General features: G+C 43.8%; 16 protein-coding genes. 9 read left to right on the top strand and 7 right to left on the bottom strand.

The annotated features are described in order from the left end of the window. Positions 1–90: 90 nt before the first annotated feature. From yejF to AC3CID_RS20710, 4 genes are read right to left on the bottom strand one after another with little or no spacing between them, the layout of a single operon-like run. Positions 91–1740, bottom strand: a complete 1650-nt coding sequence (yejF, locus tag AC3CID_RS20695) for a microcin C ABC transporter ATP-binding protein YejF (RefSeq protein WP_428785522.1) — start codon at positions 1738–1740, stop codon at positions 91–93. Positions 1741–1749: 9 nt separating this feature from the next. Then, entirely contained in the window at positions 1750–2772 is a 1023-nt protein-coding gene (locus AC3CID_RS20700) for an ABC transporter permease (protein ID WP_054547001.1), read from the bottom strand. A gap of 31 nt (positions 2773–2803) precedes the next feature. Further along, the gene (locus tag AC3CID_RS20705; RefSeq protein ID WP_004730359.1) at positions 2804–3892 is read right to left on the bottom strand and encodes a microcin C ABC transporter permease YejB; all 1089 of its coding nucleotides are present in this window, start codon (positions 3890–3892) and stop codon (positions 2804–2806) included. Between the two features lie 12 nt (positions 3893–3904). Beyond that, complete coding sequence (locus AC3CID_RS20710; RefSeq protein ID WP_065205978.1) at positions 3905–5800, bottom strand: extracellular solute-binding protein; 1896 nt, start codon at positions 5798–5800, stop codon at positions 3905–3907. 380 nt (positions 5801–6180) lie between these two features. On the opposite strand from AC3CID_RS20710, the gene AC3CID_RS20715 reads away from it, so the two are divergent. Further along, entirely contained in the window at positions 6181–7233 is a 1053-nt protein-coding gene (locus AC3CID_RS20715; RefSeq protein WP_488527357.1) for an endonuclease/exonuclease/phosphatase family protein, read from the top strand. Between the two features lie 194 nt (positions 7234–7427). Here the strand turns inward: AC3CID_RS20715 and AC3CID_RS20720 are convergent, their stop codons facing one another. Further along, positions 7428–8063 carry a porin family protein gene (locus tag AC3CID_RS20720; RefSeq protein WP_171315821.1) on the bottom strand — a complete coding sequence of 212 codons (636 nt, stop codon included), beginning with the start codon at positions 8061–8063 and terminating at the stop codon, positions 7428–7430. Positions 8064–8453: 390 nt separating this feature from the next. Between AC3CID_RS20720 and AC3CID_RS20725 the strand changes: the two genes are divergently transcribed. The 7 genes from AC3CID_RS20725 to AC3CID_RS20755 all read left to right on the top strand — a co-directional run bounded on the left by AC3CID_RS20725 (position 8454) and on the right by AC3CID_RS20755 (position 15354). Then, positions 8454–8855 carry a winged helix-turn-helix domain-containing protein gene (locus tag AC3CID_RS20725; protein ID WP_114635460.1) on the top strand — a complete coding sequence of 134 codons (402 nt, stop codon included), beginning with the start codon at positions 8454–8456 and terminating at the stop codon, positions 8853–8855. 234 nt (positions 8856–9089) lie between these two features. Beyond that, entirely contained in the window at positions 9090–9509 is a 420-nt protein-coding gene (rbsD, locus tag AC3CID_RS20730; protein ID WP_029222043.1) for a D-ribose pyranase, read from the top strand. A 100-nt stretch (positions 9510–9609) separates the two neighbouring features. Then, complete coding sequence (rbsA, locus tag AC3CID_RS20735) at positions 9610–11115, top strand: ribose ABC transporter ATP-binding protein RbsA (protein ID WP_428783115.1); 1506 nt, start codon at positions 9610–9612, stop codon at positions 11113–11115. Further along, positions 11112–12104 (top strand): ribose ABC transporter permease, encoded by a 993-nt coding sequence (rbsC, locus tag AC3CID_RS20740; RefSeq protein WP_017074034.1) that lies wholly within the window; start codon positions 11112–11114, stop codon positions 12102–12104. The genes rbsA and rbsC overlap by 4 nt, the downstream gene beginning before the upstream one ends. Before the next feature lie 127 nt (positions 12105–12231). Then, entirely contained in the window at positions 12232–13110 is an 879-nt protein-coding gene (gene rbsB, locus AC3CID_RS20745) for a ribose ABC transporter substrate-binding protein RbsB (RefSeq protein WP_054547007.1), read from the top strand. Between the two features lie 192 nt (positions 13111–13302). Further along, entirely contained in the window at positions 13303–14247 is a 945-nt protein-coding gene (gene rbsK / locus AC3CID_RS20750; RefSeq protein WP_488527358.1) for a ribokinase, read from the top strand. Positions 14248–14352: 105 nt separating this feature from the next. Beyond that, on the top strand, positions 14353–15354 hold the full coding sequence (locus AC3CID_RS20755) for a substrate-binding domain-containing protein (RefSeq protein ID WP_488527359.1): 1002 nt from the start codon (positions 14353–14355) through the stop codon (positions 15352–15354). Positions 15355–15504: 150 nt separating this feature from the next. Here the strand turns inward: AC3CID_RS20755 and AC3CID_RS20760 are convergent, their stop codons facing one another. Then, a complete protein-coding gene (locus AC3CID_RS20760; RefSeq protein WP_488527360.1) occupies positions 15505–16296 on the bottom strand; it encodes a carbon-nitrogen hydrolase family protein in 792 nt (263 codons plus the stop codon). 155 nt (positions 16297–16451) lie between these two features. After that, positions 16452–16883, bottom strand: a complete 432-nt coding sequence (locus AC3CID_RS20765) for a lysozyme inhibitor LprI family protein (RefSeq protein WP_488527361.1) — start codon at positions 16881–16883, stop codon at positions 16452–16454. A 327-nt stretch (positions 16884–17210) separates the two neighbouring features. Between AC3CID_RS20765 and AC3CID_RS20770 the strand changes: the two genes are divergently transcribed. Then, complete coding sequence (locus AC3CID_RS20770; RefSeq protein ID WP_029224922.1) at positions 17211–18791, top strand: EAL domain-containing protein; 1581 nt, start codon at positions 17211–17213, stop codon at positions 18789–18791. Positions 18792–18937: the final 146 nt, after the last annotated feature.

Here is an 18937-nt window from a genome sequence, read left to right on the forward strand (position 1 = left end):
GTGTCTACAAAGAAAAATCGCCTCTGCAGAACAGAAGCGATTTATTGGTATTCACAAGATAGGTGCTAATTCGATGGGTAATCCACTAACCTAAACACCACCGACATTCGAAAGGCTCACAAGTTGCTTGGTATATTCATGCTGCGGATTACCAAACAAAGTCTCAGTATCGCCCTTCTCTATCACCTCTCCGGCTTTCATCACGATGGTGTAATGACAGAGAGACTTCACCACGTTGAGGTCATGACTAATAAACAAATAAGTTAGGCCATACTTTTCTTGAAGTGACTTGAGTAGATCCAACACTTGCGCTTGAACGGTTCTGTCTAATGACGATGTTGGTTCATCTAGCAAGATAAACTCTGGCTTTAAAATCAAAGCTCGAGCAATCGCGATACGCTGCCTTTGGCCACCTGAAAACTCGTTCGGGTAACGGTGGCGAGTTTCAGGGTCTAGGTCGACCTCTTTCATTACGTCACAGATGCGTTGATCAAGTTCAGTATCATCCAATTGTTGATGCACTAACAAGCCCTCACCGATCACTTGAGCGACTGACATTCTTGGGTTTAACGCAGAGAATGGGTCTTGAAACACCACTTGCATACGGCTTCGAAACGGCAACATCTGTTGTCGGTTTAAGCCTTGAAGTTGTTCGCTCGAATAAGTAATCGAGCCTTCACTCTCCACCAGCTTCAAAATCGCCATACCGGTTGTTGATTTACCCGATCCACTCTCTCCGACTAGGCCGATGGAATGCCCTTTCTTCAGGCTGAACTCCATATCGGTGACGGCTTTAACATGCGAAATAGTACGCTTGAATAAGCCACCAGTAATCGGGAACCAAACACGCAGTTGGTTCACAGCAAGAAGAGGTTTGCTTTCTGCTGATACGGGAACAGGTAATCCTTTTGGATCGGAATTGATGAGTTTCTGAGTGTAAGGGTGAGCAGGCGCGTTAAACAGTGTTTGGCAATCATTGCTTTCAACAAGGCGACCATCTTTCATTACCGCCACTCTGTCGGCAATTTTACGAACGATACTCAAATCATGGGTGATAAAGAGCATCGCCATACCCAGCTCTTGTTGCAGGTCTTTCAACAAATCCAAAATCTGCGCTTGTACCGACACATCCAATGCCGTTGTGGGTTCATCAGCAATAAGCAACTCTGGCTCATTGATCAGTGCCATCGCGATCATCACACGCTGACGTTCGCCACCAGATAGCTCATGTGGGTAAGCTGAAATCTTCTGCTCTGGGTAACGAATACCCACCTTTGATAGCCATTCTATCGCTAAGGCTTGCGCTTTATTGGTTCGCATTCCTCGGTGAATAGAAAGAGTTTCAACCAGCTGCTTACCGACTCGGTGAAGTGGGTTAAGCGAAACCATAGGCTCTTGGAAGATCATGCCGATGCGGCCACCACGAATCCCTCGCAATTGCCTTTCAGAACAACTCAGAATATCGGTGCCAGAGAAATTGATCTTACCGTTTAAGTAATGAGATGAGCCTTTCGGTAACAGCTTTAAAATCGAATTTGCCGTGACCGATTTACCGGAACCACTCTCGCCCACCAGCGCGAGTGTTTCGCCTTTGTATATTTCTAAAGAGACATCTTGCGTCACTTGTTCTATCGAATCTTTTCGGCCGAAACCCACAGACAGTTTATCTATGGTAAGAACTGGAGATGCATTAGAAGCCTCTGCTGTTGACCCTGAAGTAGGAACTGTATTTGAAGTCATAACTTATCCTTACTTCTGTTGATGTGGGTCGAAGGCATCACGCACCGCTTCACCAACGAAGACGAGTAACGTAAGCATCAGAGAAAGTACGACGAAAGCAGAGATGCCAAGCCAAGGCGCTTGCAAGTTAGCTTTACCTTGTGCCAATAGCTCACCTAATGAAGGCGAACCCGCAGGCAAACCAAAGCCCAAGAAATCTAACGACGTTAATGTGGTGACCGACCCGGAAAGGATAAACGGCATCATGGTTAACGACGCCACCATTGCGTTGGGTAACATATGGCGAAGCATAATACGCTTATCATCAACGCCCATCGCTTGCGCGGCTCGCACATAATCGAAATTACGGCAGCGCAAGAACTCGGCCCGAACAATCCCCACAAGACTCATCCAACTGAAGAGAACCATAATACCCAACAACCACCAGAAATTAGGTTCGATAAAGCTAGAGAGGATAATCAGCAAGAACAAAGTCGGCATGCCAGACCAGACTTCGATAAAACGCTGCCCGAGCAAATCGATCCAACCACCGTAATAGCCTTGTGTCGCGCCAACCACTACACCGACAACACTCGATACAATCGTCAGAATAAAACCAAATAACACGGAAATACGGAACCCATAAATAATGCGAGCTAACACATCTCGCCCTTTATCATCGGTTCCTAACCAGTTAACGGAATCAGGTTCCGAAGGCACAGCGCCAGAAATATCGAAGTTTATCGTGTCGTAGCTAAACGGAATGATTGGCCACACGATGTAACCGCTGTCTTCAATGAGTTCGATAACATATGGGTCTTTATAGTCGGCTTCGGTTTCAAACTCGCCACCAAATTCGGTCTCGGCATACTCATTGATAACAGGCACAAACCACTGATTATCATAAGAAACCAAGAGTGGCTTGTCGTTGGCGATAATCTCAGCGAACAGGCTCAATCCAAACAAGATGGTAAATATCCAAAGGGAAATAAAACCACGCTTGTTTGCTTTAAAACGTAACCAACGAGCTTCAGCTAAAGGGTTGTTAAACATTTATTATCAATACCTTGTTATTCATTCGCCATTAACGCGCTTCAAAATCAATTCGAGGATCAACCCAGGTATACGTCAGGTCGGAGATAATGCTCAGCACCAAGCCAAGCAAGGTCATGATATAGAGAGAACTGAACACCACTGGGTAATCTCTCTGAATGGTCGACTCAAAGCCAAGCAGACCAATCCCCTCGAGTGAAAACATCACTTCAATCAACATAGAACCCGTGAAGAAAATACTAATAAATGCACTCGGGAAACCGGCAATAATGATCAACATCGCATTACGGAAAACGTGCTTGTAGAGAATGCTGCTCTCGTCCAAACCTTTCGCTCGGGCGGTCACCACATATTGCTTATTGATCTCATCAAGAAAGGAGTTTTTGGTCAGCATGCTGAGTGTTGCAAAGCCACCGATGACCATAGCAAAAATAGGCAACGCTAAGTGCCAGAAGTAGTCGCCAATTTGCTGATACCAATTGAGCTGGTCGAAGTTACTCGACACGAGTCCACGCAATGGGAACCAACTGAAGTAGTTACCACTGGCGAACAAAATAATCAGAATGATAGCAAATAGGAAGCCCGGCACGGCGTAACCGACAATCACCACCGCGCTTGACCAAATATCAAAGCGAGATCCGTGATGTATCGCTTTCATGATGCCTAAGGGTATCGAAATCACATAGATGATTAACGTACTCCACAACCCTAAAGAAATGGAGACTGGCAGCCGTTCGATGATTAAATCAATAACGTTGCCGCCTTTAAACAAGCTTTCGCCAAAGTTAAAGGTCGCGTAGTTTTTCAACATGTCGAAGTAGCGAACATGAATCGGCTTATCAAAACCAAACTGCTTTTTGATCTCTTCAACCACTTCTGGATCAAGCCCGCGAGAGCCTTTATAGCCACTGGCAGACGCTTGGTCACTTTCACTTAAATCAACTTCTTGTCCACCACCAGAAAAGCGTTCCATGATTCCAGAGTTATGCCCTTCTAACTGAGCAACGGCTTGTTCTACCGGACCTCCTGGGGCAATCTGGATAATGAAAAAGTTGATGGTGATGATCGCCCACAACGTGGGGATCACCAACAGTAAACGCCGAAATATATACGCGGCCATGCTAACTAACTCCTAGCGACGTTTTTCAGGAAGCAATGCCGCCTTCTCTTCTGAAATCCACCATGTATCAATGCCTAAATCGTATTTAGGTAATACATCTGGACGCTCAAACTTGTCCCACATTGCTACGCGGTATTCACCAACGTGCCATTGCGGGATGTTGTAGAAATTCCACTGCAATACACGGTCAAGTGAACGACCTAACGTAAGCAGCTTTTCAGGATGCTGTTGGTTACGCGCAATTTCTTCTGTTAATGCGTCAACCACCGGATCCATCACACCCGCAGTATTGTAAGTAGAATCAATATAGTTAGAGTTCCAAACGATCATTAAGTTCGGGCTAGGATAAGGGTTTGCGGAAAACGATGAAGACACCATATCGAAATCGCGATCACGCAATCGCTTGATGTACTGAGTCGTATCTATGGTACGGATCTTCATCTCGATACCCATACGCTTGAGGTTCTTTTGAACCGGCGTTGCAATACGTTCCGTAGTTGGGCTGTAAATCAACAACTCAAATGACATCGGCTTGCCGGTCTTTTCGTTGGTCATTACTTTGTCTTTCAGCACCCACCCTGACTCTTTCAATAACTTGAAAGCGGTGCGCATTTGGCTACGAATACGGCCGCTACCATCGGTTACTGAAGGTTGAAATTCTTCAGTGAAGACTCTCGGTGGGATTTGATCTTTGTATTGAGACAGCAACTCGACTTCAGCTTCGCTTGGTAAGCCCTTCGCTTCATAGTCAGTGTTTTGGAAGTAACTACGAGTGCGTTTGTATTGACCGTAGAACATGTTCTTGTTCATCCACTCAAAATCCATCGCGTAAGTTAACGCTTCACGCACTTTAGGATCAGAGAACACAGGAGATTGAATGTTGAAGACGAAACCTTGAGTCGTTTCAGGCTTCTCGTGGTTGATCTCTTCTTTAATGATGTAGCCTTTATCGAAGTTTGCACCCGTGTAAGAGTTTGCCCAGAACTTAGCCGAGTTTTCGGTTCGTAGATCGAACTCCCCTGCTTTAAAGGCTTCCAGCATTACCGTGTCGTCTCGGTAGTAATCGTATTGCACTTGTTTAAAGTTATTACGACCCACGTTAACTGGCAGGTCGGCTGCCCAGTAATTGTCATCTAGACCGTAGGTAACACTTTGACCCGATTTATAGCTGATAATTTTGTAAGGGCCGCTTCCTACTGGTGGCTCACTCAGCGGCTCAGACAGTTTTCTGTCTTGCCAATAATGTTTTGGTAGTACACGAGTGCTTTGTGCAAAGCTAAACAGCTTCTCACGATTTGGCTTACTCATCTCAATACGCACAACCAAATCAGAGACAGCGGTTACTGATTCAATTTCTTTGTAATACACGCGATATTGGGGCACACCTTCTTTGGAAAACTTATCGAAGGTGAAGGCGACATCGTGTGCCGTAATAGGTTTACCGTCTTGGAATTTAGCATTTGGGTTGATGTCGATTTCCATCCAAGAGAAGTCGCTTGCGTAACGAATTTTGGAAGCGATCAATGGATAGTACGCATCAATCTCGTCGCTCGGAGAAAACATCAAAGTATCGTAGATTTCCCCTGTATAGCTAGCTGCAACGCCGCGGGAACCGAATCGATTAAAGCTATCGTACGTACCAATGCTGCCATAGGTCACTTTACCTTGCTTTGGCGCATCAGGATTAACGTAATCGAAGTGAGAAAAGTCGGCAGGATATTTTGCTTCACCAAAACCGACCAGTTGAGTGGTTTCAATAACAGTGACAGCAGGAGTTGATTCGGTATCGGAAGCGTAAGTAACAGAGGGTTGTAGAGCAATAAGCGGCAACATGATGGCACATGAGGCTAAGTTAAACCTGAATAACTGAGTGCGCTGCGAGGCTTTGCGTCGAAAAACTGTTCCCATTTGACTCTCCCTTCAAATGTATAAATTCGTTGTATCGCTATAATATCGGTTTTATACGAAAGTCATTATCAGCTTTGTATGCAAGTCGATAAAACAAGTATAGGTTCAAATCTAACATCATGTAATAACTAATAAAACCATCAGCGCTGTATCTCTTACCGTTTATTTACAATTACTCGCCCCTACTCGAAGCAATTGAATGGCACGGTCTAAGAGAAGAGCACTATAATTTGTCTATCTGTTACGGCATGAAGTTCCGTTGTTATGGGACGTTCAATTAAACTAACTTTACCGACAAGTGATATTTAACCCACGAATTGATCAACAATCAGTGCTTTAGTGGAGTATCCTTATCGCCTTGGTCTAAATGGAATGACACTTTGAACAAACCAAACCAAATAACATTCGCAACGTTCAACCTTTTGAACTACCTCGAACCACCGAATGCTTATTATGATTTTGAGAACATCTACAGCTTCGAGGAGTGGCAGAAGAAACAAGGCTGGATGGCTGAAGCGATTGGTTCATTAGATTGTGATGTGATCGGCTTCCAAGAGATATTTAGCCCGCAGTCTTTAGAGCAGTTAATGAATGATCTGGGTTATCCGTACTTTGCGGTTGTCGATTGCCCGCATGTTGAAGATGATTACCTATATACCTCTCCTGTCGTGGGTATCGCCTCTCGCTACCCGATTGAAAAAGTACAGCCGGTTAAACCAGATTCAGAGTTACTTTCAGCCTTCAATCTTAGTGACAGTTTTTCATTCAACCGAACGCCAGTACACGCCACAATTACCTTACCCCATTTGGGCTCGACTGATTGTTATGTGGTGCACTTCAAATCTCAGCGACCTACCGAACCAAAAGGGCAAACTCCAGATAACGCTGATGGCTCTAAAGCCTCGGGCAAACACAAGCCGAAAAGTGACACGTTGACTAGACTTCACCAAGAGCAACTCGGTTCTTGGTTATCAAGTGTTCAGCGCGGCCTAGAAAGCCAGATGCTCCATCAATACATCACCAATCAGCGTTACCAAACCGATCAGCCTGTGGTGTTAATGGGTGACTTTAACAAACCACTGTTTCACGATGAGTTCAAAGGGCTACTAAGTTATTCAATAAACCGAGACGAAAACAGCAAGCATTGGCTTTCCCACTTTCGCTTGAAAGACAGCTGGGATCTCTATCATCAACTGCACGAAGAAGACTTACTAGAGCAACGCAAACCAACACACTATTATGGTGCCTCTGGTTCTGTACTGGACTACATTTTGATGTCCAATGAGTTCGATTGTCAGAACTCATCAAGCTTGATGGAGATCTCTCGCTACACAGTGCTCGACCATCACCTCATCAATCCCAGCTTTGAACACGACCAATTCAGTACTGACCATGCCATCGTTGCTGTCACCGCTCATATCCGTGAAGCCTAGCTGCCCAATTGATATTCGCTTTAAACAGAAGTCTCACCCGCTCTCACTAAAGCAACTCTACTCTACGTAAGGCCTAACAAAACAGATAGAAAAAAGCCGCAGTTCAAAACTGCGGCTGTCCACTTTAGCTAAACGAGTTGAGCCAACCGACGCCCCATTTAGAAGCCGATTTACCATTTGGCAAAGTGTGAAACTTAGAAGTTGTAAGTTGCGCCAACATAAAATGAGTCCAATACAATGTCTCTTTCAACTTTTCTTTTTTGAGCAAACGCACCCTCGTAAGTTTCTATAGTAAAGGCATCAGCTTCGTAACCAAGTCTTAGGCTTAGCTTTGATAACTTTGGTGGTGTAAATTCAATGCCAACACCATAACGTACACCTGTACCTGTATCGTCGAAGTTAGAACTCGTCGGGCTTGAGCCGTCTGCGAATTTCATATCTAAATCTACAGAAGATAAACCAATAGTACCAAATGGACGTAAACCGTTATCAAATGTGTAACCAACGTTCGCTGCTACTGAAGCGATTTGAGGTGTCCACGTAAAGCCATCACTTTTGTCAGCACGGTTCTTTGCTACAACGTCGCCATAATCTGTGTATTGAAGCTCAAGTGATACGATTCGATTAAACTTGTATCCTGCAATCAGGCGGTAAGAATTATCTTCGGCTTCAAAGGTCACTGGAGCTGTAGTTGATGAAACTAAACCACCATCATCAATACCAGAGCTACCGATTGCGCCGCCTAGGTAGAAACCACTGTCTGCTGCTATTACATTGTTTGCTGCAAATGCTGACATCATCGCGATGCTGAAAATTAGTTTGTTGTTCATTACTGATTGACCTTACTTATTGCAAATCAAGATTGTTACGCCTTCCACTGCTGCACAATCCTGTTAGAGTTATCCGACACCCCGTCGAATTGGCAAGCAGGTTAATCTCACAGAAAACAAAAAAATAAATAAAAATATAATCACTTTGTAATTTCAAACAACACAATCAGTTAAAACAAAATAAACTTCTGAATAATAAGCAAATAAAAATCAATCCATTTCTAGACCAGACCTCCCCTTATTTTTCAAACTATCCGATTTTTATATTTTATTGGTAAGGACTTACGAAGGCTTACTTTCAACAGTGACGTTATTTTGCATAATCCGCGCGCTTTATCTGCTATCCCAACCCACTCCTCCACAATGAAGAATGAGAAAGATCGAAAAACAATGAATAACGAAATCCACTTTGGCGACCTAACTCTTAATGTAGATACTCGAAACATCACTAACAAACAGGGGAACAAGATCTATTTACGTCACCACTTGTTTTCCGTGCTTTGTCTACTGTCGAAAAGCGCCGGACAACCCATCCCTAGAAAAGACATCGTGAATGCATGTTGGGGAAACGAAACGGTGCCGACACAAGCACTAACCAATGTCATTTATTGCTTAAGGAATGTTTTTGTTCGCTTGAGAGCATCTAACATCAAAATTGTTACGATTCCTCGATATGGCTATACCTTGTTCGTCATACCCAATACCAATGAAGCCGGTTATGTAGCATCAGAAAACCCTCTTAAAACATCCCCTACAGAATCTGTTCTAAATGTTCCGGTGAGTAAACCTTAGCTCCCTTTTCCTTAAGTTAACGTTACGTTGCCTTACCTTCTTAATTGCCGATGAAAGTGATTGCGATCACCAAAAAACGCCCCATCGAAACGTTTCGATGATCGTTGTCACACTCTAAAACAATCAAACGTGCAAATGATAAATCACACACTATTATCACTATCGAAACGTTTCGATGGCTTTTTCTTGAGTTGTTCTCAACCCATTAAGCGTTATTTTTCGATAGGTCGTGATATGAAAAAAAGTACCCTAATAAACTCTGAGCTCTCTTACCTAGTGGCGACTCTTGGCCATACAGATGAAATCACGATTTGTGATGCAGGGTTGCCGATTCCGGATCATGTGACTCGCATAGACCTTGCTTTGACTCACGGTGTTCCAAGTTTTCAGCAGACAGTAAAAACCATGCTGGATGAATCTCAAATTGAAGGCGTTGTAATCGCAGAAGAGTTTGCGAAAGTAAGCCCAGAGCACCACGCTGCGCTGATTGATTTGATCAAGACAGAAGAAGCGCGTTGCGGCAAACCGCTTTCGATTACTTACATCACTCATGAAGAATTCAAAGAGCGAACGCATGAAAGCCGCGCGGTTATTCGCACTGGTGAATGCACACCATACGCAAATGTTATTTTCCAAGCTGGCGTAACGTTTTAGCTCAAGCGAAACGCAACGACAGCTCAGTGCCATCACTGAACCAAAAACAATGCACATACAGAACAATCAAATACAACTGGCCCCGAGTAAAGGAACCGATATGACTCAAGCCATTTTAGAACTTAGCTCAATTGAGAAAGCCTTCCCTGGTGTTAAAGCACTGGATAAGGCAAGCCTCAACGTTTACCCAGGACGCGTAATGGCGTTAATGGGTGAAAACGGTGCAGGTAAATCAACGCTTATGAAAGTGCTTACGGGTATCTACCACTTGGACAGCGGCACTATCGCTTATCAAGGAAAACCGGCTGCATTTAAAGGACCGCGTGACTCTCAACAAGCAGGCATTAGTATCATTCACCAAGAATTGAACCTAATTCCAGAGTTAACCATCGCCGAGAACATCTTCTTAGGTCGTGAAATCACAGGGACTATGGGTCGCATCTTGTGGAACGAAATGTACCAAGAAGCGGACAAGCTACTTAAGCGCCTTAACGTTAAACACAGTTCAAAAACACCTTTGGGTCATTTAAGCCTTGGTGAACAACAAATGGTAGAGATCGCAAAAGCTCTATCGTTTGAGTCTAAGGTCATCATCATGGATGAACCAACAGATGCGCTTACCGATACCGAAACTGAGTCTCTGTTTAAAGTAATTAACGAACTGCGCGCTGAAGGCTGTGGCATTGTTTACATCTCTCACCGCTTAAAAGAGATCTTTGAGATTTGCGATGACATCACGGTACTTCGTGACGGTAAGTTCATTGGACAGTGTGAAGTAAAAGACACAGACGAAGATGGCCTCATCGAAATGATGGTAGGTCGTAAATTAGACGAACAATATCCACGTATCGGCCAGAGTCACGGTGAAACCTGCCTTGAAGTGATTGGCCTGACCGGTTCTGGTGTTCATGACGTGAGCTTTACGCTAAAACGCGGTGAAATCCTTGGCGTATCTGGCCTAATGGGTGCTGGCCGAACTGAACTGATGAAAGTGATTTACGGTGCACTTCCGAGTGAGCGTGGCGTCATCAACTTAGAAAACAAAACCATTAACCCTGTAAGCCCGAAAGATGGCTTGGCCAATGGCATTGCTTACATCTCTGAAGACCGCAAAGGTGATGGCCTTGTGCTAGGGCTTTCAGTGAAAGAAAACATGTCGTTATGTGCGCTGGATCTGCTGACTAAGAAAGGTCAAATCCAACATAAAGATGAAGTGATTGCAGTTGATGACTTCATCAAGCTTTTCAACATCAAGACCCCGACTCGCGAGCAAATCATTGGTAACCTTTCTGGTGGTAACCAACAAAAAGTAGCCATCGCTAAAGGCTTGATGACCAAACCAAAAGTACTGATTCTTGACGAACCCACTCGTGGTGTCGATGTTGGTGCGAAAAAAGAGATTTACCAACTCATTAATAAATTTAAAGCCGATGGCATGAGCATTATTTTAGTCTCATCTGAAATGCCAGAAGTGTTAGGAATGAGTGACCGCATCATGGTGATGCATGAAGGCCGCATCAGCGGTGAATTTGATGCTAAAGAAGCAAACCAAGAATTATTACTGGCATGTGCGGTCGGTAAAAAGATTAACGAGGACGCAGCATGAGTACTAAAACCATGAGCAAAACAACTGAAACTGAAGCGCCAAAGAAGAAGCCGTTAATCAGCAAAGAATGGCTGATTGATCAAAAATCATTGATTGCTTTGATCTTCCTGATTGTTGTCGTTTCTTTCTTAAATCCAAACTTTTTTACCGTCGATAACATCCTGAACATTCTGCGTCAAACCTCTGTGAATGCAATTATCGCAGTGGGTATGACACTGGTTATCTTAACTGCGGGTATCGACTTGAGTGTCGGCTCTGTACTTGCGCTTTGTGGTGCTTTCGCAGCCAGCATGATTGGCATGGAAATCCCGGTCATGATCGCCGTTCCAACCGCTCTAGTAGCAGGTGCAGCACTGGGTGCTATCAGTGGTGTGATTATCGCCAAGGGTAAAGTTCAAGCTTTCATCGCAACGCTAGTAACCATGACTCTATTGCGCGGCGTAACCATGGTTTACACCGACGGTCGTCCTATCTCAACAGGCTTCACTGAAACAGCAGACGCATTTGCTTGGTTCGGTACAGGCTACGCAATGGGCATCCCTGTTCCAGTATGGATCATGGTCGTGGTATTCGCAGCGGTATGGTACCTACTGAACCACACACGTTTCGGTCGTTATGTTTACGCTCTGGGTGGCAACGAATCAGCAACTCGCCTATCCGGTATCGATGTAGACAAAGTAAAAATCGGCGTTTACGCAATCTGTGGTCTGTTAGCAGCGGTGGCAGGCATCATCGTGGCATCTCGTTTGTCATCAGCTCAACCTACCGCAGGTATGGGTTATGAGCTAGACGCCATCGCCGCGGTAGTACTTGGCGGCACGAGCTTAGCTGGTGGTCGTGGTCGCATCATGGGTACATTGATTGGTGCTCTGATTATCGGCTTCCTAAATAACGCCCTAAACCTATTAGACGTATCTTCTTACTACCAGATGATTGCAAAAGCAGTGGTTATTCTTCTGGCGGTATTGGTCGACAACAAAAACAAGTAACACAAATTAATTTATTCAGTAAACGCAACACCTATTAAAAACAAGACGTAACAATTAAATCAATAAATAACGTAACAACGAGCTAGGATTATCCAACCTAGCTCACCCTACATAAAGGACTTACACCATGAAAAAATTAGCGACTCTTATTTCTGCTGCTCTTCTTTCTACAACGGTATCTGTGTCTGCACAAGCGCAAGATACAATGGCAATCGTTCTGTCTACATTGAACAACCCATTCTTCGTAACCATGAAAGATGGCGCAGAAGCGAAAGCTGAAGAGCTAGGCTACAAGCTTATCGTTCTTGATTCTCAAAACGACCCAAGCAAAGAGCTTTCGAACATTGAAGATCTAACCATTCGTGGTGTTAAAGCAATTCTGATTAATCCTACAGATTCAGATGCAGTATCTAACGCGATTCGCATTGCTAACCGTTCAAACATCCCAGTACTAACGCTAGACCGTGGCGCAAGCCGTGGTGACGTAGTGAGCCACATTGCTTCTGATAACGTAATCGGCGGCGAAATGGCAGGTCACTTCATCATGGAGAAAGTCGGCGAGAAAGCGAAAGTAATCCAACTTGAAGGTATCGCTGGTACTTCTGCTGCTCGTGAACGTGGTGAAGGCTTCATGAACGCAGTAAACGGCAGCGACCTAGAGCTTCTAGCAAGCCAACCTGCTGATTTCGACCGTACTAAAGGTCTGAACGTAATGGAAAACTTGCTTGCAGCTAACCCAGACGTACAAGCAGTATTCGCTCAAAACGATGAAATGGCACTAGGTGCACTTCGCGCAGTTCAAGCTTCAGGTAAAGACGTAATGATCGTTGGCTTTGATGGCACTGACGATGGTATTGCTGCTGTTAACCGTGGCCTACTTGGCGCAACGGTTGCACAACAACCTGACCTAATCGGTTCTTTAGGTGTTGAAATGGCAGACAAAGTACTGAAAGGCGAGACAGTAGACGAGTACGTACCAGTACCTCTAAAAATTGTTGCTAAGTAATTGAATCCAACATCGATTAAATAAAGCAAAAAATAGAGCTACACATAGGCAGGGATTCCCCTATCCCTGCCTTATTTGCCCAACCCAGATAGTGTATCGCTGTTTCTCATAAGTCGTCTAAAAAGACGTGTAATTAACGTAATGAGAAAGACCCATGCATTTTCAAATACGATATATCATAAGGCTCGTATCATGACTCAACTGATTGTTTTAGGTAGCGTTAACGCTGACCACGTACTGCAAGTTCCTTCGTTCCCTCGTCCGGGTGAAACCTTGATTGGCGGTAACTATCAGGTCATCCCTGGCGGAAAAGGCGCAAACCAAGCCGTAGCAGCAGCAAGATTAAACGCAGACATTGGCTTTATCGCCTGTGTTGGTGACGACCCATTTGGCATCAACATTCGTCAAGATTTTGCTAAAGACGGCATCAACATCGATGGCGTTATTGTTGCAGACAACACCCCTACCGGCATCGCTATGATTCAAGTATCGGCAACGGGTGAAAACAGTATTTGTCTATCGGCTGAAGCAAACAACAAATTGACTTGCGACCAAATAGAACCGCATTTGGCTAAAATTCGCGACGCTAAGTATCTGTTAACTCAGCTTGAAACGCCAATCGAAGGCATTGAATACGCAGCGAAAATTGCAAAAGAAAATGGCACTAAAGTTATCTTAAATCCAGCCCCGGCGCGTCCACTCTCAGATACGCTATTGGCTTGTGTTGATGTGATTACACCCAACGAAACAGAAGCGGAAGTGCTAACGGGTATTACAGTAACGGACAACGAATCGGCTCATACTGCAGCATTGGCTTTACATGCGAAAGGCATTGAAACGGTGATGATCACTCTAGGCGCCAAAGGCGTTTGGGTTAGTCATGAAGGTCAAGGTAATGAAGAAAGCAAAGGCGAGCTAATCGCAGGTTTTCGCGTTGAAGCAACGGATACAACCGCAGCAGGCGACACATTCAATGGCGCATTAGTGACAGGACTGCTTGAAGATATGCCATTAGAACGCGCAATTAAATTTGCTCATGCTGCAGCTGCAATTTCAGTGACTCGCTTTGGCGCTCAGACGTCAATTCCAAGCCGAGCTGAAACGGATGCTTTTCTATCAGAACAGCTTTCGGCTTAATGTATTGTTTGGTCTTTAATTAGACCGCACAAATACCCAAGCATAAGCCTCTGTTTTCAGGCAGAATATCGCGCAACGTGGACAAGTATCCCGCAAGGATTTTTTATGGCAACAATGAAAGATGTCGCTCGGATCGCAAAGGTTTCGACTTCTACCGTGAGTCATGTGATCAACAAATCGCGTTTTGTCAGTGAAGAAATAGCTGAACGTGTTAACAGTGTGGCTAAAGAGCTCAATTACGCACCATCTGCATTGGCACGTAGCTTGAAAATGAAGCAAACCAAAACTTTGGGTATGTTGGTTACCACGTCCACTAACCCATTCTTTGGGGAAGTAGTAAAAGGTGTTGAACGTCGTTGCTATGAAAAAGGCTACAACCTTATTTTATGTAATACCGAAGGCGACAGTGAACGCATGAAATCATCCATCGATACTTTGCTGCAAAAGCGTGTCGATGGCTTAATGTTGATGTGCTCAACCCTTGAAGGTCAACATATCGATGTCTTTGATCGATACCCTGAGTTACCTGTCGTAGTAATGGACTGGGGCCCGATGTTATTTGCGAGTGATAAGATTCAAGATAACTCTCATCAAGGTGGCTACATGGCGACTAAGCACTTGATTGATAATGGACACTCTCAAATCGGTTGTATCACCGGCCCATTACACCGCAACCAAGCTTCATCTCGTTATCAAGGTTTCAAACAGGCGATGGAAGAAGCGAACTTCGAGATCAATCCTAAATGGGTTGTTGAATCAAACTTCGAATGTGATGGCGGCTTTGACTCTTACCAAACATTAAAAACCCGTGGCGAAATGCCTTCAGCGCTGTTTATAAGTAATGACATGATGGCAATGGGTGTGATTCACGCAGCAGCGCAAGATGGTACATCGATCCCTAACGATCTTTCTATCATTGGCTACGATGACATCCACTTATCGAAATACATGACACCAGCGTTAAGTACCGTCCACCAGCCAAAACATCGCTTAGGCCAAGCCGCTGTAGATACACTTTTAAACAGACTACAAGCACCTGACTCTGACCCGCAAGTTGTCGAACTTGAACCTACATTAGTAGAACGAAGCAGCGTTAAAGCGATTTAGAGCGCTTTCTAGCAAACCCATTTCCAACAAACCTAAGCAACAAGCCTAAGCAGCCAAACAAAGCAGCAAAGCAAGCAACAAACCAAAATAACAAAGGGCAAGGTTATCTAACCTTGCCCTTTTCGATCCTATTGTATTTCACTTGTCTTGTTAACGACTCAACACAGACGATATCCGCTGTATTTCGTCTAACACATCAATACCATTGTACTGAGGCGCAATAGACAAATCTTCAACCTCTACCGTCTCAACGGCCTGATTTTCCGAGAGTTGAAGTATTACTTCACCTTTAGGGGAATAAACTCTGCTACTACCACAATACGTTGCGGTAAAGGCATCGACTACATCTTGCCCAACACGATTACAAGTGACGATATGGCACCCTTCTTCTAAGGCTCTTGCTTGGGCAATGGCAAAGCTATGATGACCACCAAAATTCGCAGGATGAAGAATAACGTCGACCGACTGATACCCTCTGATGATCTCTGGGAACCAGATATCAAAGCAAATCGCGACGCCAAACTTTAAGCCTTTATGTTCAAAAGTAAGGAGCTCGCTCCCTCTAGAAAAGTATTCTTTGTCGAACTTCGTTTGGCTGACTTTTCGATATTTGTTGCGTAAGCCACAAGCATCCACAACAACGACACTGTTGTAATACTGGCCATCATCTTTCTCTGCGATACCGGCAACGATTAACGTCTGATGTTTCGCCGCAAGCAGAGTTAACGAACCAATAGTAGGGCTGTTATTGAAGTCTTCGCACAGTTCATGAATTTCTGCAGCCTCGTTAAAGATATACCCAGTAGAGAACAGTTCAGGCAGTAACGTGATATCACCCACTGACGCCTCGGCTTCTAAAAGCTCAGAGACTCGCGAGATGTTCTTTTGTTTGTTTTTGTATTCAACTTCAAGCTGAACGAGGGTGATGCTGACATTATTCACAATTGAATCCTTGTTAGGTAACACTTCTAACTGTATTACTTCAAACTAGAGACTGAGAACGACAGAGTAAGACAATCCCCTATCGCTTTCTTATTAACACGTCAAAGGTTGAAGCGAGTGCACACTCAAAAAAGCATTTGCGCTCGGTTATTCCACTATTTAGGTTCTACTTCTAACACTGGCTCTGGCAAGACAGGAGAAGTGCTGTCCATATAGGTTAAGAAGTTTTCCCACACCTCATGCGTTCTTTGTTTAGTCAGGTTAGTTTTGCAAGAAAGTGCCATAAGACCTCGAATCGAACCATCACGCCATTGCGTATACACAGAATCACAATGCGCTGACTGGTAAGCTTGCCAACTCTCCTGAGCCACCTTGATTGAACTGACCAACTCCGCATCATAAGCATTGTGCTCAAAACTCGCGGTAAGGTATTTATCGAGTTCCATTTGTGCAGATTCCAACTTAATAGACGCACAATGATTAATCTCTATTGTTGTCATCGCATTTTCGCAGTCTATAACGTGTTCGCCCGCCAATGTAGAACAAGAAAAATAGGCCAATATTAATGCTGGTATAAATCTTTTCATAAACGTCCTAACTACTGTCATCAGTGAATTTCTTGATTAATTAAAGCACGGCTCAATATTTAAACTCCCTTCAATACTTAGCCATGCAACAACAAAATTTATAGGGTTATAAGCAATTTTTATACGTGTAAAAGTACAAAATAGCACCGATCTAACTAAGAAAAAACGAGATAACACCAAGATTTAACTGGTAAAAATAGAAAACACATTCTTTAAATAAATAACTCATGCGTTCATTCACACTATTTATGCATAAACTTGCGCTACTATCGTTAAGTTTATAAATTAAATTGAATGTTCACCATAATCGGCAACGTTACTCCAACTATGGATATCAAGTACCAACATTTTGCTAAAACATCTTTCTACTTTGCCATTTCGTTCTTTTTTTCGATGGCATTGCTTATTCCTTTTACGCCATCTCATTACCAAACTTTAACCGAAGATTCATCGAGGTTAGTTGAAACGAGGCTTGAAGGAATCCAATCGAGGTTTGACCATTTTCTCTCAGAAATCACGCCTGACCAGCCTTGCAACTCGATTGTTAGACAGCTTCGCCAAAACGTTTTTGATGCCGACTGGGTAAAAGAAGCCGCGGTATTCAATAAGGACAACCTATTTTACTGTTCAACCACCGATGGTGAGGTGTCGTTCCGCCTATTTAGCACCATCAGACAGCGACTCAATGACGCCCCGAATTTAACAACGCTATCGTATTCAAACTCAGCCATCACTCAAGTTCAATCCATCATGCTCATCTTCTCAAACAAAGAGGATATAGGCGTGAGTCTGATGATACCGCCGCACTTCATCTATGACCTCGTAGAAAAAAACCTTAGCAGCCATGGCATTCAAACCAAAGTTGAAGTGATAAAAAGAGATATTTATCCATCGGATACTGACGCGCACATAGCCAAGGTACGAATACAATCGGATGCCTACCCATTTACCATCACGTCATACGTGGGATATCAATATTATATTAACTTCCTGTTGAGTTACTCATGGTTTGGCTTTCTTATGGCTGGAATCATTACCATTAGTCTTCTTTCCATCAAGCATAAACAACAGAGCCAACGTAGCTTGGAGTATTCGCTTTCTAGTGCTTTAAAGAACAACCACCTGCATGTACACATGCAACCTATCGTCAACCAAAATACAACTGAAATAGTAGGCTGTGAGTCACTCCTTAGGTGGAACGACCCTATTGAAGGTAACGTCTCCCCGGCCATATTCATTCCGCTTGCAGAAAGCTTGGGGCTGATAGAAGACCTTACTTACTTTGTGTTGCGTGAAGTGTTGAACACGATCAAACATAATCAAACGCTATTTGAGTCAAAGTACATTAGCGTCAATATAAGCCGGAATGTTGTCTCCAACAGTAACTTCGCAAACAAAGTCATTAGTATTTATAAGAAGAACCCTGACATTCTCAAGCAGGTGGTCTTTGAAGTCACAGAGGATGGTGAATGTTCTGATGCAGATATGATTAAGATTAGAGACAACCTGACTAAGCTGTCGAATATGGGCGTAAGAGTCGCGATTGATGACTTTGGTACTGGCTATGCAGGCTTAGATTTTGTGAGACAATTTCCATTTAGCATTCTAAAAATTGATCGCGTGTTTGTGAAAAATATTTCAGACGAATCAAGCCTTGGCATTCCACTATTAGAATCCATGCTCCAGCTATCACGCACATTAGGCATGCAAGTGATCGTTGAAGGGGTCGAGTATGAGTCACAAGTGAAAATCTTGTCTAAATTAGGCGTCGATTACATCCAAGGCTTCTATTTTTATAAGCCGATGCCGATAAGCCTAACCATCAGCTTGCTCAAGCAGCAACATATCGAATCTAGTCATGAATATCAGGAATCTGAACCCTCTTCACCAGAATTAGATCATTCCTAAATCAAACTAATACGTTTTTGTCACACCGTGTTATGTCACCATTCGTAACGCAAAGGTTGTTAGAGCTCTACTTTTAGAGCTTTAGCCATCTTTTCAGGGTCAAAACCTACCCAACCACACACTATGCATTTGTACACCTAACAATC

The organism is Vibrio sp. QJM3NY_21 (assembly GCF_057785975.1).

Coding starts and splice junctions, on each gene's coding strand:
- yejF (WP_428785522.1), bottom strand. CDS start 1,740: ATGACTTCAAATACAGTTCCTACTTCAGGGTCAACAGCAGAGGCTTCT.
- AC3CID_RS20700 (WP_054547001.1), bottom strand. CDS start 2,772: ATGTTTAACAACCCTTTAGCTGAAGCTCGTTGGTTACGTTTTAAAGCA.
- AC3CID_RS20705 (WP_004730359.1), bottom strand. CDS start 3,892: ATGGCCGCGTATATATTTCGGCGTTTACTGTTGGTGATCCCCACGTTG.
- AC3CID_RS20710 (WP_065205978.1), bottom strand. CDS start 5,800: ATGGGAACAGTTTTTCGACGCAAAGCCTCGCAGCGCACTCAGTTATTC.
- AC3CID_RS20720 (WP_171315821.1), bottom strand. CDS start 8,063: ATGAACAACAAACTAATTTTCAGCATCGCGATGATGTCAGCATTTGCA.
- AC3CID_RS20725 (WP_114635460.1), top strand. CDS start 8,454: ATGAATAACGAAATCCACTTTGGCGACCTAACTCTTAATGTAGATACT.
- rbsD (WP_029222043.1), top strand. CDS start 9,090: ATGAAAAAAAGTACCCTAATAAACTCTGAGCTCTCTTACCTAGTGGCG.
- rbsA (WP_428783115.1), top strand. CDS start 9,610: ATGACTCAAGCCATTTTAGAACTTAGCTCAATTGAGAAAGCCTTCCCT.
- rbsC (WP_017074034.1), top strand. CDS start 11,112: ATGAGTACTAAAACCATGAGCAAAACAACTGAAACTGAAGCGCCAAAG.
- rbsB (WP_054547007.1), top strand. CDS start 12,232: ATGAAAAAATTAGCGACTCTTATTTCTGCTGCTCTTCTTTCTACAACG.
- rbsK (WP_488527358.1), top strand. CDS start 13,303: ATGACTCAACTGATTGTTTTAGGTAGCGTTAACGCTGACCACGTACTG.
- AC3CID_RS20755 (WP_488527359.1), top strand. CDS start 14,353: ATGGCAACAATGAAAGATGTCGCTCGGATCGCAAAGGTTTCGACTTCT.
- AC3CID_RS20765 (WP_488527361.1), bottom strand. CDS start 16,883: ATGAAAAGATTTATACCAGCATTAATATTGGCCTATTTTTCTTGTTCT.
- AC3CID_RS20770 (WP_029224922.1), top strand. CDS start 17,211: ATGGATATCAAGTACCAACATTTTGCTAAAACATCTTTCTACTTTGCC.